This is a genomic window from Bacillus sp. FSL K6-6038 (assembly GCF_038050455.1).
In the GTDB taxonomy this organism is placed as follows: Bacteria; Bacillota; Bacilli; order Bacillales; family Bacillaceae_G; genus Bacillus_A; species Bacillus_A pseudomycoides.
The window spans coordinates 3,261,317-3,276,789 of record NZ_JBBOUH010000001.1 but is presented as its reverse complement, the minus strand read 5'-3'; the positions used below and the strand labels follow the sequence as shown (position 1 = coordinate 3,276,789).

At 32.6% G+C, this 15,473-nt stretch carries 13 protein-coding genes and 6 pseudogenes; 14 read left to right on the top strand and 5 right to left on the bottom strand.

The features are described from left to right. Positions 1-158: 158 nt before the first annotated feature. From NSQ40_RS17305 to NSQ40_RS17290, 4 genes and pseudogenes are all read left to right on the top strand, one after another. Positions 159-473, top strand: a pseudogene (locus NSQ40_RS17305) (transposase); the annotation flags it as partial. Further along, positions 466-630 (top strand): annotated as a pseudogene (locus NSQ40_RS17300) (IS6 family transposase); the annotation flags it as partial. The pseudogenes NSQ40_RS17305 and NSQ40_RS17300, both read left to right, overlap by 8 nt. 871 nt (positions 631-1,501) lie before the next feature. Beyond that, positions 1,502-2,410, top strand: coding sequence for a VanZ family protein (locus NSQ40_RS17295; protein WP_003203261.1), 909 nt, complete (start codon positions 1,502-1,504; stop codon positions 2,408-2,410). Positions 2,411-3,235: 825 nt separating this feature from the next. Then, a complete protein-coding gene (locus NSQ40_RS17290; protein WP_018767423.1) occupies positions 3,236-4,408 on the top strand; it encodes a serine hydrolase domain-containing protein in 1,173 nt (390 codons plus the stop codon). A gap of 219 nt (positions 4,409-4,627) precedes the next feature. Here the strand turns inward: NSQ40_RS17290 and NSQ40_RS17285 are convergent, their stop codons facing one another. Beyond that, positions 4,628-4,840 (bottom strand): hypothetical protein, encoded by a 213-nt coding sequence (locus NSQ40_RS17285; RefSeq protein WP_003204432.1) that lies wholly within the window; start codon positions 4,838-4,840, stop codon positions 4,628-4,630. Between the two features lie 226 nt (positions 4,841-5,066). Beyond that, positions 5,067-5,513 carry an anti sigma factor C-terminal domain-containing protein gene (locus NSQ40_RS17280; protein ID WP_371391955.1) on the bottom strand — a complete coding sequence of 149 codons (447 nt, stop codon included), beginning with the start codon at positions 5,511-5,513 and terminating at the stop codon, positions 5,067-5,069. Between the two features lie 79 nt (positions 5,514-5,592). Here NSQ40_RS17280 and NSQ40_RS17275 point away from each other — a divergent pair, with 79 nt between their 5' ends. From NSQ40_RS17275 to NSQ40_RS17265, 3 genes and pseudogenes are all read left to right on the top strand, one after another. Continuing rightward, a complete protein-coding gene (locus NSQ40_RS17275; protein WP_003209755.1) occupies positions 5,593-6,300 on the top strand; it encodes an IS6 family transposase in 708 nt (235 codons plus the stop codon). A 62-nt stretch (positions 6,301-6,362) separates the two neighbouring features. After that, positions 6,363-6,728: pseudogene (locus NSQ40_RS17270) on the top strand (hypothetical protein); the annotation flags it as partial. A gap of 1 nt (position 6,729) precedes the next feature. Next, positions 6,730-7,113: a hypothetical protein gene (locus NSQ40_RS17265; RefSeq protein ID WP_006097181.1), complete on the top strand. Its 384-nt coding sequence runs from the start codon at positions 6,730-6,732 to the stop codon at positions 7,111-7,113. Positions 7,114-7,211: 98 nt separating this feature from the next. Here NSQ40_RS17265 and NSQ40_RS17260 read toward each other — a convergent pair whose 3' ends face one another. Continuing rightward, positions 7,212-8,021, bottom strand: a complete 810-nt coding sequence (locus tag NSQ40_RS17260; protein ID WP_258248276.1) for a lipid II flippase Amj family protein — start codon at positions 8,019-8,021, stop codon at positions 7,212-7,214. A gap of 598 nt (positions 8,022-8,619) precedes the next feature. Next, positions 8,620-9,036: pseudogene (locus NSQ40_RS17255) on the bottom strand (DUF1259 domain-containing protein). 609 nt (positions 9,037-9,645) lie between these two features. Between NSQ40_RS17255 and NSQ40_RS17250 the strand changes: the two are divergent. Next, positions 9,646-10,356, top strand: a complete 711-nt coding sequence (locus tag NSQ40_RS17250; protein WP_097787541.1) for a DUF421 domain-containing protein — start codon at positions 9,646-9,648, stop codon at positions 10,354-10,356. A 220-nt stretch (positions 10,357-10,576) separates the two neighbouring features. Here NSQ40_RS17250 and NSQ40_RS17245 read toward each other — a convergent pair. Next, positions 10,577-11,284: pseudogene (locus tag NSQ40_RS17245) on the bottom strand (IS6 family transposase). A 287-nt stretch (positions 11,285-11,571) separates the two neighbouring features. Here NSQ40_RS17245 and NSQ40_RS17240 point away from each other — a divergent pair. The 6 genes and pseudogenes from NSQ40_RS17240 to NSQ40_RS17215 all read left to right on the top strand — a co-directional run bounded on the left by NSQ40_RS17240 (position 11,572) and on the right by NSQ40_RS17215 (position 15,432). Next, positions 11,572-12,453, top strand: coding sequence for an IS3 family transposase (locus NSQ40_RS17240; protein WP_141521904.1), 882 nt, complete (start codon positions 11,572-11,574; stop codon positions 12,451-12,453). Between the two features lie 45 nt (positions 12,454-12,498). After that, positions 12,499-13,056, top strand: a pseudogene (locus NSQ40_RS17235) (acyl-ACP desaturase); the annotation flags it as partial. Positions 13,057-13,271: 215 nt separating this feature from the next. Continuing rightward, positions 13,272-13,733 carry a CarD family transcriptional regulator gene (locus NSQ40_RS17230; RefSeq protein WP_258248277.1) on the top strand — a complete coding sequence of 154 codons (462 nt, stop codon included), beginning with the start codon at positions 13,272-13,274 and terminating at the stop codon, positions 13,731-13,733. A 547-nt stretch (positions 13,734-14,280) separates the two neighbouring features. Next, the gene (locus NSQ40_RS17225) at positions 14,281-14,427 is read left to right on the top strand and encodes a BC1881 family protein (protein WP_000738547.1); all 147 of its coding nucleotides are present in this window, start codon (positions 14,281-14,283) and stop codon (positions 14,425-14,427) included. 298 nt (positions 14,428-14,725) lie between these two features. Beyond that, the gene (locus tag NSQ40_RS17220) at positions 14,726-14,959 is read left to right on the top strand and encodes a hypothetical protein (protein ID WP_003210372.1); all 234 of its coding nucleotides are present in this window, start codon (positions 14,726-14,728) and stop codon (positions 14,957-14,959) included. Between the two features lie 239 nt (positions 14,960-15,198). Further along, positions 15,199-15,432 (top strand): YuzF family protein, encoded by a 234-nt coding sequence (locus NSQ40_RS17215; RefSeq protein WP_003202925.1) that lies wholly within the window; start codon positions 15,199-15,201, stop codon positions 15,430-15,432. The last annotated feature ends 41 nt before the right edge of the window (positions 15,433-15,473 follow it).

Below are 15,473 nucleotides of genomic sequence, written 5' to 3'. Positions count from 1 at the left end.
ATAATTTTTTATTAATGAGCTAAAAAAGAGGGCAGAATCAAAGAGACCACTGAAAAAGTCCATATAGTTTAAACAAGTGAAGGCTTCCTCGATGAAATCGAGGAAGCCTTCACCATTTTTATGCATAATAGTTGTACTAATTCTAGGTGGTGTCTCGGATGATTTCAAACCAACAATCTCTTAACCTTAGTCCTTTCATGGCAATTTACGATATCGTCGTGCCGAAAGATAATATGCTTCGTCAATTTAATGAATTAGTTGAGTTTTCTTTTGTTTTAGAGGAATTACAGAATAAATATTGTCTTGATAATGGCCGCAATGCAGTGCCGCCTGTTCGTATGTTCAAATATTTATTGCTAAAGTCCATTTTTGACTTATCAGATGTAGATGTTGTTGAACGCTCAAAATATGACATGTCCTTTAAATATTTTTTAGACATGGCGCCAGAAGATGCGGTGATTAATCCGAGTTCGTTCTATGTTAGGATTAAAATCATTTAAAACAGCAATCTCTATATTGAGTGGTGTTGAAGCCATGCATATGATGAAAAAAGGACAAGTTGTTTTACCGGACGAATCCGTCCAAAACCAGAAAGAATTTATTCATAAATTGTTTGGCTTAGCTTCATAAGATAGAAATGTAGAGGAAATTGCTATTCTATGATTCTAACTAACATTTTTGCACCAGAACCATATTTAGTCATATACGCTGATCTATGTCTATCTCTTGTGAAACTTTGCAACAGAACCCCAAGAATAATCTACATGAAATGTATAATAATCTGATGAACAATTAGTTTAAAATTAAGTATAAAAGCAATTATCTGGAATCTAATTGTAATTCAGCTTTGTCGCTTGTGAGTGTATTAGAAAAATTACAATTTCCAGAGTAGATGGCTCTTGATTCATCACACGAATCAGATTTTTCACATCCTATAAGTATTCCTAATGTTATAAACAATAATAAGATCTTTTTCATTATAATACACGCTCCATAATAGTTAGAATGTTATGATGTACTTAGACTAAGATAGGACTCACTACACATACCCATCAACTTAAGAAATGGGTTGTTTCCCAAGACGAAAAAAAGAGTTGAATTCTCATAAATAACTGTAAAATAATAAAATTTTCGTTTAGGAGCTACTTTAATATCTTAACTTGATCGGAATCGCATGCTACCCTTATAACCCTAAAATTATATACGAATCAATATGTTTACATGCTATAAAATTAATAAAATGCAAAATTGCATATTTAACCTTCTCAATAGAGTGTACTCTATTGAGAATAGGGGTACCGCCACATCGCTATCAAGCTAATAAAAAAAATGCCCCCTAAAATGAAAAAAACGCTATTCTTTCTGTATTGGAGTGAACCCTGAGAATGAGACGATAAAAAACACCTCTCTAAATTTTTTCTAACTTTGCAACAGAACCCACTTACGTATTAATTCAAAGTAAAATCATTCAGAAACAGATAGCTTTAAGGAGATTGAAATTATGGAAACGAAATCACGGAAAATCATTTTAGCTGGCACCATATGCTATACAATTTTAGTTTTATTTTTTATGTTCTTTGCGTTTAACAGGCTCGATAGTGTAACCAGTGTAGAACGGTACACTTTTATTCTTATTCCAGAAAGAGTACCACTTAAATTTCCAGACCTAAATTATTCATGGATTGTTGATTTTGGAAACATTGCTGCTTTTATCCCTTTTGGAATACTATTTCCCCTATTGTATCGTGTCAGATTCGGGAAGTTCATATCCTTGTTTGTCTTAGCGATTCTCGTTCTGGAAACCATTCAGGCTTTAACATATCTTGGTAGCTTTGATGTAAATGATGTTATTTCCAATACATTAGGTGCAATGATTGGCTATGTTACCTATAGAGTTGGATTTTCTTCAAAAATTTCTTATAAAAAGCTCATGGCTTCGACTCTATCTATTGTTGTCCTTATAATTGGAGTCATGGTGGTCTCTGAAATCATCAAAAAAAGAGAAGGCCCTATTCAAACATTAAATGTTATGAAAGAAATGACAGGAACTACACCTATAATCGAGAACCTTCCAAATTTCACCGTAGCAGGTGAGCGAATAGAGCCGAAAATGAACGTGTACAGCAGTGAAGGTGAATCAACTAAAACATACAACTATATTCTTGGGAACAAAGAAAATGTCTGGCTTTATTTCTATTTTGGCATTCCCGACAATGTAGACTTTAAGGGTGAAGCCAAAATAATCGTAGATGGACAAGAAGTATATCGATTAAACGAACAATCTTCTCAAGGAGCAGAGGCTTTACGGGAGTTGCCTTTTAACAAGGTAAACGAGCTGACCATTAGCGTTTCCGGAAACGCTAAGCTGTGGGATATCGGAATCCGCGGAATGCAACATTGGTGGGAGTAAGGAACAGTACATCCTGTATCATCATGAAGTCACTAAGTGGTGGGGAAATTACAGAAAATAAACGTAAAAACGGACTGTTATTCAGGTGGCAGTCCTTAATTTCATTGGAGGGTGTGAGCGCAGAGTGAGTAATTCTATTGACCGCATTTTAGAAAAGATCAAGGGAATTAGAGAAACACTAAACGGGGATTTTCGTATTATCGGCGAGGAGTTTGAGTTCATTTTTTACAAATCTAATGACCCTGGAACCGAGATAGAGACTCTAAAATCGTTTAATTTGGGGTCACCTTACATCGCTATCAAGTTAACATTTTGAATTGCCCCCAAAACCAAAATTTCATTTTTTCATAGGCATATAAGTGTCTATGGGAATTTAGTTCATTTTTTTCTTTTTGAGGAACAATTAATTTCTTAAGTTGATGAACATGCGGCTGAACTCTCGTTCGGAGTAAATCGAATCTTTAATAATTAAAGGACGAAAAAAGAAACATAGAAGTGAAAAACTTCCGTGTTTCTTTTTGATTAATATATTTATTGGAAAAGCATTTTCACAGATGCTTCTGCTATCCTAATTATAGAAGCTATTTTGAACGTAAGAAATTTGTAAGGAATGGATAAGAAAAAAGAAATTTTTCTTGTGTAAGATAAAAATATAAAGAAGAGTGAAAGGGGGATTCACCGTTTGTTAGGATAAAAATAATCATTATGAAGATAATTACGAATTCCATGTTGCCCTTTTGTCATTGGTGGGGATGATAGCTGTGTAGTTAGTACGAAACAACAAGCAACCGCCCATACAATATGAATAGAGGAGAGGAATGCCTTATGAAAACACGTAGTCAAATTACATTTGCAAGTCTTGCCTTATTAATAGCTGGAAGCTCCCTGTTATACACAACGCCAACCTCAATTGTAAAAGCAGATCCCACTGAAAATGTATCTAGTTCGTCACAAACAAGCACTCAACGAGATCGTAATTCCGTCAAGCAAGCAATGCGGGATACATTGGATCTTGGATTCCCGGGGATACTTGCTAAAACTTCTGAGGGTGGAAAAACGTGGGGTTATGCCGCTGGGGTAGCGAATCTGATCACCAAGAAACCAATGAAAACAGATTTTCACTTTCGTATTGCCAGCGTGACGAAGACGTTCACCGCAACGGTTGTACTTCAATTAGCTGCAGAGAACCGCCTGAATCTAGACGACTCCATCGAAAAATGGTTGCCTGGTGTCATTCAAGGAAACGGATATGATGCTAAACAGATTACTATCCGGCAGATATTGAACCATACAAGTGGTATCGCCGAATACTCAAGGTCAAAAGAAGCTGATTTTTTTAAGAATACAAAAAAATCATTTACTGCAGAAGAACTAGTGAAGATTGGACTTTCGCTGCCCCCAGACTTTGCCCCAGGAAAGGGCTGGTCTTATTCAAACACAGGATACGTATTACTGGGTATCCTTATTGAAAAAGTAACCGGAAACAGTTATGCGGAAGAGATTGAAAATCGGATTATTGAACCACTTGAATTGTCGAATACATTTCTACCTGGCAATTCAAGCGTTATTCCAGGCACCAACCATGCCCGTGGATATTTCCAACCAGACGGAGCAATTGAGCTAAAAGACGTTACTTATTATAACCCAAGTATAGGTAGCTCGGCTGGAGATATGATTTCTACTGCAGATGACTTAAACAAATTCTTCTCTTCCTTACTCAGTGGCAAATTACTGAAGGAACAGCAACTAAAACAAATGCTTACTACAGTTCCTACAGGAAGTGCTGAAATCAGCGGATATGGTCTTGGAATCTATGAAACTAAGCTTCCAAACGGTGTCTCGATATGGGGACACTCAGGTGGCATTCCAGGGTTTAGTACTTTTGCTGGAGGTACACTTGGAGGTAAGCATACGTTAGCCGTCAATTTGAACAGCTTAGGAAAAGCTGATAATCCTGATCCTTTTAAAAATATTTTACTTGCTGAATTTAGCAAGTAGGCCTCACCATATCAAAAAAAGAAAATTGTACGTTTAGTTACAATTTGGACACATTTTAACTGATACACTGTACGTTAAGCGCAAAGTTTGTTACAAAAAAACAGCCTTTTGAAAAAAACCATTATTTGTTTACATTCAATTAAAACGATATTATCAGAAAATAAAAATGGAAGACGATCTCACATTAATCGTCTTCCATCCTTAAAAAATAACAAAAAATCATTTTACTTCATCTAACTTATTCATTTTTCTAAGTAACTTAGTTTTTGTTATGTTTCTAGAAATAATAAATAAAACTAAGTTAACCAAAACTAAAATTACATCTATACAAATAACCCAAAAATCACTTTTTATAGAAGAATTAGTTAAAACCAATATTAATAAGCTAATTCCTGAAATTAAACCTACTTTGTTTTGTTCTATTTTTAACATAAAATCATCTCCTTCTAACTATATTACACTATTCTTAATACAATTAATTTATATATTAAATAATTAGTATGTAATGAACTTATGAATGTAAACTTTTTATTATTTGTTTACATTCGTTTCTTTGATTTTATTGACCATATTGTGATTTACTCATTTTTTCTAAAACCACGGATAAAAGTATACATTCAATTCTTTGATATTGTTATCTTTTTTGAATGACTAATTATTACTGCTTATCAACAATTACTCCTCTAACTGCTGCCTTCATATAAGGAGCGTCTTGTAACTGTTGCAAAGATTCTGTTGTTCCTGTAATTACTACACCATATATAGGTAAATCTTTCGGAGAAATATCTTTAATATTTTTATAATAATTTTTAACATCATCATTATTAAATTGATTATTCTCATTTAATTTTTTCATTGCATCCATAAAGTCTTTTGAATTTCTCTTTAAATCTTCTTTTAAATATTCTTCTTTTTTTGTATAACTTCCTTGAAATCCATATACAGACGTAGACATCTCAGCATTCAAAACAGCACCAGTTTTAGGGTCTTTTAAACCTACATAAGTATCTGGGTTATTTTCATTATATGTGTCTACCCAATACCAAACTGGTTGTACATCTTTTGGTAACATTTTTTCAATTTGCTCAACCGGGTTCTGGTGCAAAAACTTTAATCCAGTTGTAAGCAACCTCTAAAACTTGGATATACTGATACTATTACTCTTAAAAAGGTGTGTGATCAGTATGGAAAAGGAAAATTTGTTCAAATGGAAACATTATCAACCTGATCTTATTTTATTAGCCGTGAGATGGTACCTGCGGTACAATCTCAGTTTTCGTGATCTAGTCGAGATGATGGAAGAACGTGGACTCTCCATTGCTCATACAACGATCATGCGCTGGGTTCATCAGTATGGACCTGAATTAGATGAGCGAGTACGTCATTATCTTAAGCCAACTAATGATTCTTGGCGAGTCGATGAGACATATGTGAAAGTGAAAGGGCAATGGATGTATGTGTATCGTGCCGTTGATTCGGAAGGGAACACGATTGATTTTTATTTAAGCAAAACAAGAGACCATAAGGCTGCAAAGCGCTTTTTCAAGAAAGCTTTGCGGTCTTTTCATGTTTCAAAGCCCCGTGTTATCACAGTAGACAAGAGCCCAGCCTATCCTATAGCCATCCAAGAGTTAAAGAAAGAAAAAAAGATGCCTACAGGCATCCAACTAAGGCAAGTGAAATATCTTAATAACATCGTAGAACAAGATCATCGTTTTATTAAGAAGCGAGTTCGCCCGATGTTGGGGTTGAAATCACTTCGTACAGCTACTTATATACTCTGTGGCATAGAAGCCATGCATATGATTAAAAAGAAACAGATTCACCAAAGGATGACGTCTGCTCAAAATCAAAAAGAATTCATCCATCAACTGTTTGGAGTAGCTTCATAAACTAGCAATTTAAAGAAAACAGACTCTCTAGGTTTCTAGCGAATGTTTTTGCACCAGAACCAGAAATACAAAGAATAAGTGATACATTACTTCGTATTGTTGAAAGTATAGAAAAATTTCAACGACAAGAAGAAGAGGAAGTTGCAAAATTAAAAAGTCAGTTAAAACATGAAACAGGTCCAGGGGGAAAATATCATCTATTAGAAGAACATGAAGTAGATGAAGCCATCAGAAAAATTGCAAAAACGTCTCAAAACGGAAAAGATTATTTTCATGATGTAAAACTTGCAGAAGAATTAATTCATCTTTTACGGAAAAAACAAAAAGAATTAAGCCATTTTGGATATGATATTGCAGATGCTGCCAATTCACTGCGAGATAAAGATAATCAGTTGGGCACAAAATTGGAAGGATTAGCGGTGAGATAACATGATAGATTTTATAGGGGAAATTCAAAAAATAGAAAAAGAAATAGAAAAAGCTGTAAAAGATCTCGCAGGAAATGTCGTTGATGAATTACAAGCTGCGAAAAAACATTTGGAAAGAGAAGCGCAACGAACATTTTTAGAAACTGAAGTATCATTGAAAGCAGATAGCATCATAACAAAACAAAAAAATGACATTCAAAAAAATAAAGAATCATTTCATGATGTATGCAAAAGCTTAACTGAACAAGGGATTGTACTAGATAAAAGTTTTGAAAGTAAAACAGGTAGTGCAGTTAAAAAAACATTACATGATCACCTCAACCAAATTCGAAATGAAATCATTTCTGTACAATATGATTTAATTGATAGTTGTGGAAAAAAATAAGAAAAAAAGTCCTCTTATATAGGACTTTTTTTCTTATTTCTAAAGTAAACTTTTAAATATTTGTTTACTTTAGATATATTGATTTTCATATAAAAATTTTAAGAAATAAAATTAGCAAACCATGCTATATAATATGCACCTGGAACTAATATAACCTGAGCAACTAATGTACCTAATAATCTCGAAATTAATATCATAAATGTAAAATTCTTAAGTTCCCAATATCTACGATTGTCTTGTACAACTTTATCAGTTAAAAAAGACAATTTAGGATCAATAAGAAGTGTTAATAGAATCGTAGCTACTCCAGTAATAATATTGGATGAAGACATCGCTGCTTTATCATAATCAGGAATTAATAAAGTTGCATACAACGCAGACATAACACCTAATGTAAATACGGCAGAAACAATTGTATTAATAACAAATAATTTAATTGATATATTTTTTAAATTTACCCCTTCTAGATTATTTTTATTTACTAAAACAAAATAGTTCTTCATTCTTTTCAAATTGGTGCTATTTATTAATTTAAACATGTTTAAAAACGAACCATCTTTTGATAAAGGTACAAGCGCTTTAGAAAAAACATTCATAAAAAATGGTACTAATAACCCTCCAAGTATTACTCCCATAGTAGAACCTAATAACAAAAATCTAAATTGTTTAATTAATAATTCTAATCCACCATTTTTCGCTGCACTATCAACCAAAGAAGCAGTAAATGGTTGTTGAAACATATTAGAAAATCGAGCAATTAAAGACATAATATTATATATAGCAAAAGCCGATGCAACTAACGCCAATTTCGCTCCAACAAGTCGAACTCCATATCCTAAAACTTCTATAGAAGTCATAAGCATTAAAAATAAAAAGATACAAATTACTTTAAAAGTAATAAACTCCATAGTCATCTCCCTTAAATTTCTATAAATACATAACTCAATAATTATATTACAAATATTCAATATTTTCTTTATAATAATAAATCACTTTCTGTTTTATAAGCAAAAAACATACTTTATTTGACGTTTTAAAGTATGCTTTGAATAAAGGAATTATTGAACATGTCACAATATATTTATTCAAATAGTTTACGTATGATTTTTACCCAACCTAAATAAGAAAATCCTATAAGAATTGACCACAAAAATGCTAAACGGATACTCCTTGGAATTGATATCCATAATTTAAATATTTTCCAAGATAAATCATCTTTTTCGCTTTTTCTCATAATTATCACCCTTATAAATTTTACTATAATTAGGATTATTTGTAAGCTCAATTGTTCAGTTAACATAATCTCACTTATCAGTAGTCACTGTATCTAGAAAAAACCCCTTCAATTTACTTGCTGAAGGGGTTTCGTATTTACATAATTCCTGTTATCAGAATTCAATGTATCTAGAAATTCATAAAAATGCTTTCTAGATCACTTAGCTGGAGGGCATTTTTTGTTCACATGATTCTCGATATAGGAAATGAATAAATATGATCTACTTAACATTAGCTCCCGTTATCAGTAATTGGATAACTACTTAAAATTGAAAAGGAATTTGCCAATTTTTTTGCAAAACTCAATGGTGGTTCAACAGATTGGATATGAATATACATAATCAATGGTTTCATTTATAACCAATGATTATGTAAGGCGCTAACAATAATCCCTTGTTGAACAATTGATTGCATAAATAAAGGGATTTCTTCTTGTAAAATAGCGATTTCTCCAAAGTTCAACGCATTGCCATTTTGATCTAACGATTCAAAAGATATCCCAACCGGTATCACTGAGGTGCTTGGTCGTCCTTGAACAAACACTTTAATATTACGACGCAAGGAGACAGAACAAACACCCTGATTTATGTTGCTTTTTCCATTAAGAATTTTAGCAAATTGTTCACAAAGGAAATTAAGGTTGTTCATAAATCTGATGCCCCTTTCTTATCAGATAAAAGTTACTTCATAAGTATTAATACTCGTCCATTAGCTTTTATATAAGTAATTTAAGAAACTCTTATTTAGATAATAAGAAAACAATGCACATCATATTCACTTCTCATTTAATTTAAAAACACCAAAAATATATTTTAGGGACGGTCTTAAAATATTAATACCTGTCGGTACATGATTGTTTTTCCTCAAAGAAATCACCAGTTTAAAAAGTTATGATTTTCTGGATAGGTGAGAGTGATACAGGATTTTGTAGGTAGAAAACATATCCCGGTAATTCAAATCAGTTCATATTTATCTAGTTAATACCCTTTAAGGGAATCCAATCTCTTTTTGATAATTCATATTTTATTCGATTTCAAAAAATGTACTCTGTATCAAAACATTCAACATCATTATATTTCCTCTTACATTCATGTCTCTTTTTATCTTTTGAGAAACTTGGCAACAGAACCGAGATTAATTCATCTACATGAACTATTTAATGCTATTGAACATAATAAATTCTTTTACAATGATACATACTATCCTTATATAAATTGTTATAATACGAACATGCAATCCCAAAAGGAGGAGCTACTTGTGTCTGAACATATAGAGATTATTTTGAGAACACTGTTATCTTTTTCGATTTTATTTATCGGAGCTAAAATATTAGGAAAGCAAATTATCGCGGAAATGAATACATTTGATTTTATTGGTGCTATCTCTATCGGAAGTATTATTGCAAATTTGGCATTTAATTTAAATGTAAAAACTCATCATGTAGTCATCGCTTTTCTTATTTTAGTATTTATCATTCTAATAGTTAGTTATATATCCATGAAAAGTCGGATAGGCAGAAAAATATTTGCTGGAAATCCGACAGTCATTATTGAAAATGGGAAAATTTTAGAAAATAATATGCGGAAAATGCGCTATTCTCTAGATTATTTAAACCAACAATTAAGAGAGAATGGTATTTTCAACATTGAAGAAGTTCTTTATGTCGTAGTTGAAACAAATGGTAAGATATCTGTTTTGAAAAAACCTGAATATCGTACTGTTACAAAACAAGATTTAAATATACCGATAAAAAAAGAGTCTAAACTCCCCATCGAGCTAATTATGGATGGAGAAATTATGACAGAAAACCTAAGGCAAAACAATCAGACAGAGTTAAGGTTACAATGTGAACTAAAAAAACGTAACCTTCGCTACAAAGATGTTACGTATGCTGTACTTGCTGCAAATGGAAATATTTATATTGATACATACAAAGATAACATTTCTTCTCCAATGGACCAAGAATAGGCTATTTCTTCTAAAACCACAGGTGAACATATCGTTGTAATCCTTCCACAAATGGTTGTAGTTCATCTTGAATGATTCATAAGAAAACGTCATTCTTTCTAATCTAGCTTGTTAGAAACAAATAACATCTTTTGATACTTGGAGGTATTAAAATTTCTGGTTCTGGTACAAAAACCATTTGATAGAGATATAGAACCTACATGGCCTATTCAATGACAGATTATGATGCAATTCCAAATAACTTATGTATGAACCCAACTTCATTTTGAGCAGACTTCACCTGTAGGTTAAGTTGTCCTTTTTTCATCATATGCATGGCTTCAACGCCGCTCAATATAGAAGTGGCTGTTTCACACGATTTGAATCCTAACATAGAACGTACACGTTTCTTAATGAAACGGTGATCCTGTTCCACTATATTATTGAGATATTTAACTTGCCTTATTTGTATGCCTTCAGGCATATGTTTCTCTTCTTTTAACTCTTGAATCGCTACGGGATAGGCCGGGTTCTTGTCTACTGTTATAACACGAGGTTTACAAATATGAGAAGCAGCCAAGGCTTTCTTGAAAAAGCGCTTGGCTGCTTGTTTATCTCTTGATTTACTTAGATAAAAATCAATGGTATTCCCTTCTGAATCAACGGCACGATATACATACATCCATTACCCTTTCACTTTAATATAAGTTTCATCGACTCTCCATGAATCATTTGTTGTTTTAAGTTGATGTCGTACTTTCTCTTCTAATTGAGGTCCATATTGATGAACCCATCGCATAATCGTTGTGTGAGCCATGGATAAGCCTCGTTCCTCCATCATTTCCACCAGGTTACGGAAGCTCAAATTGTACCGTAGGTACCATCTTACTGTTAATAAGATTAGTTCCGGCTGATAATGCTTCCATTTGAACAAATTTTCCTTTTCCATATCGATCACACACCTTTTTCTAGAGTAATACTATCAGTATGTCCAAGGTTAGGAGATTACTTGCATGTATCTTGAATTTCTTGCACCGGAACCCAAAAAAACGTACGTAGATGGGTAAAACGTTTCAAAGACGAGGGAATCAAAGGTTTAGAAGAAAAACGTGGAAAGGCTACTGGAGGAAAAAAAGGGAGACCTAGAAATTGTCCAAAGGATCCTACAGAAAGAATCAAATACCTAGAAACAGAGAACGAAATGCTAAAAAAGCTATTGGGAATGTAAAAGGAGGGATGAAAGCTGTACCGGCATACAAAAAATATGAGGTGATACAAGAAATGCCCAAAGGTATGCGTTCAATACAGCTACTATGTAAAATTGCGGAAGTATCTAGAAGCGGATACTACAAGTGGTTAAAAAGACAAAGCAATCCTTCTCCGAAGAAGATAGAAGATGGAAAAATAAAAGAAAAAATTATGGAATGTTATAAACAAGTGAAGGGTATCTATGGATATCGAAGAATAACTGTGTGGTTAAGGATGAAACACGAGCTCATTGTAAATCATAAGCGAGTTCAAAGGCTAATGAATAGGATGAAGCTTCGAGCGATTATCAGAAAAAAACGACCTTATTTTGTATCAAAAGAAGCATGTGTAGTCTCAAAGAATTACTTAAATCGAGATTTCAAAGCTGTACAACCAAATGAAAAATGGGTAACAGATATTACGTATCTTATTTTCAATGAGAAAAAGCTATATCTGTCTGCTATAAAGGACCTTTATAATAATGAAATTGTGGCTTATCATATTAGCCATCGTCATGATATACAGTTAGTTATTGATACGCTAAACAAGGCCAAAAAACGACGAGACGTACAAGGGATTCTTTTACATAGTGATCAAGGTTTCCAGTATACTTCACGCCAATATAATGATTTCCTAAAAAAACATAAGATGAAAGCTAGTATGTCTAGAAAGGCGAATTGTTGGGACAATGCTTGTATGGAGAATTTCTTCAGTCATTTCAAAGCGGAATGTTTTAATCTGAGTTCATTTCGTTCAGTAGAAGAAGTTAAACTTGCCGTACATAAATATATTCATTTTTATAACTATCATCGTTTTCAAAAGAAATTAAAAAACCTGAGTCCATACGAATATCGAACTCAGGCTTCTTAACTATGCGTTTTAATTACTGTCTACTTGACAGGGGGTCAGTACATTCGAAGTGTGAACCCTAAAAGATTACATGAATTAAGAAAGTCAGTCGTTGAGGGTGGATTTGAACCTGATTTTCATACACCAATCGAAGCGATGACGTATACGACGCTACAAGAACTTGCAACGATGGTGTTTTACAATAATGTAGCTAAGGTTGCAAGTAAGCATGATCCAGATCTTGCTACATTATTACGCCGTCTTGCAAAAGATGAAACTCTTCATTATGCATTTTATCGAGACGTCATTCGAACACATTTGGAATTGGAACCTAATTATTGCTATCATATTGCCAATGTGATTATGAATTTTAAAATGCCAGGTGCTGTCATGCCTGATTTTGAAAATAGAATGGCTGTGATTGCAAAAGAAGCTAACTATGGGCCGCTGCAATATTTTGATCAAGTACTTGATGTAGTAATGGATTATTGGGGGTTAAAAGACTTACAACCAATTGCACCTCTAGCTGAAAAAGCAAGAATTGAGATTTTGGAGTACCACACAAGATTGAAAAAAATACGGGATCGATTTGGTCGTTTTCAAGGGAAAACTGATCTACGTTAATTAGTAGAGGTTTCAGAATATACGCGGGGAAATTCCCCTTCTCTTTATTGGAAATCTGGCACGCTCCCTATTATTTTGTGGCCGTTTTACTTAATTTAATTTTTAAAGAAAAAGTGATTGACACTAAAAATAAATTTATGATATTATTAAATATTTGATAAAAAATAACATATATGTTAAGCTTAAGAAGGTTACCATATATGGAGGTGGGTTATATGTTTCAAATTGGCGATAACATTGTTTATCCAATGCACGGAGCAGGTATAATTGAAGCCATAGAAGAAAAAGAATTCTCAGGGGAAAAACAACAGTATTATGTCATAAAAATGTCAATCAGTAATATGCAAGTCTTGATTCCTACGGGTAAAATATTGAGTTCGAGTATACGTCCAGTTACTGATATACTTGCATTAAAACACATCATACACATTTTTCAGCATGGAGAATCAGATAGATTACTCCCGTGGAAACAAAGATATAAAGTAAACACGGACAAAATAAAAACGGGTGAAATACAAGAAGCTGCTGAAGTTGTACGTGATCTAATGCGTATGAAGAAAGAAAAAGCACTTAATACAAGCGAAAAAAAAATGTTGGAAAACGCACATGAATTTTTGATTAGTGAACTGGGATTAATTAAAGGGATCACTGAAAATCAATTAAAAAGTTTCTGTTAAGGTTCATTATAGATAATGTATTACATCCCCAAAAAATATCCTGAATTTTTTGGGAATATGATTATTATTAAAAGTAAATCATTTCAAAGACATTCAACTTCTTCAACTCACTTTTAGAGTATTAACCTCTTTTGTTATTTCTACAATCTAATCCATTTTTATTATTTAAATTTCTTTTTACGAACGTTTGAAGTTTCATCAAATAACTCGATCAAATAGTCACTTGATTTTTGCAATCCTGATTTACACTGGCACGGACAAGGAGCCGTAAGGATGAAAGAGAGGTAGGGCTTTCATTGTTTTAGGTATATATATCTAAGTCATTATTTCTAGAAGAAAAAACAATCAATCTCATCTCTATCTTTAAGAATTTCTTACATCTACTGAAAAAGTGAATAATAATTGTTTATCTTCTTTACGTAAAATTGATAGACGAATTGATAACACCATATGGTCAACTACAAGAAAATGGTTTCCTGACCAGGAAACCATTTTAAATTTCATTTACATAACAACAGTAAATTAAGCAGTAAGAAGGAGTGCACACATGAAAAAAATGTTAACAAAAGAATTAAGTAATGAATTAAAGAAGCGAGAAGGGATCATTTCTATTACAGTTGAGCCTTATGAAAAAATCGAAGTTGGTGGAATTCGTGTAGATGGACCAGCTGTTATTCTAATTAATCAAGAATAGCTAAAAATAGTTGAATGAACGAAGAAAAGGATCAGCCTTTACGCGAAGGGAAGATCCTTTTTGTTTGTTGCTGATAATAATAGGATATACATAAATTTCATCGGATGTGATGGGGTTAAAAGGAAGGAGAGGGTCGGGATTATCATGGTGGAAAGCTTAATATTGGTAGTATTTCTTTTTATCTTATATAAATTAGTTGATAAAAAAACAAACTAATTATTTGAAACGATAGATTGTTTTCTTTTTAAGAGCGATATTTATTTTATAGTGAAATAGATAATTTAAAGGAGGAATTTAGATGGATGCAAGGAAAGAACGTATAAAATACGAGAAGATGTCAAAGAACTATAACCATATTTATTTAGTTTCGTTTCTCCTATTAATTGTACTTGTTTGTAGTAGTGTGATTATCATAGGAGCTACAGGGGGAAAATATGGAGTGTTTTTGTTGTTAGCAATTTTACTTAACGCACGTATTACTAAAGGATCTCAAAAAAAGTATGAGCAGTATTCTAATAAAGGGCGTATTTAAAATGATAAATATCTTGAAAAGAACAACCTAAATGTACATTTAAAATATCCCTATATCAGTACCTATTAATTACTAAAAAATAATCTTATATTAATAATTTTTTAGTAATTTAGGAATAGAAAACGTACCTTATTAAAATGTTATTTTCGTTCATATAATGAATTATCCTTCTAGCATATTTATAAGATTTATATCATATATTAGGAGAAAGAATGCAAGTTAGAAAGGAGTCTTATAGAATGAGTTATTTGGAGGAAAATGACTTTAGTGAACAAAATATGGTAAGTGTACCTAACCCCTACGTATATCAGACATTACAATCAGTAATTGGTAAACTTGTGGTTATTGAAACTGTAAGAGGTAATGTAAGAGGAAAGTTAAAGGATGTGAAACCAGATCATTTGCTCATTGAAGATACGGTACCGTATATTGTACGTATTCAACAAATTGTATGGATTATGCCAAAACAATGATCAAATTACATCTAATTTGATTTATAACAGATTGGCGTCAT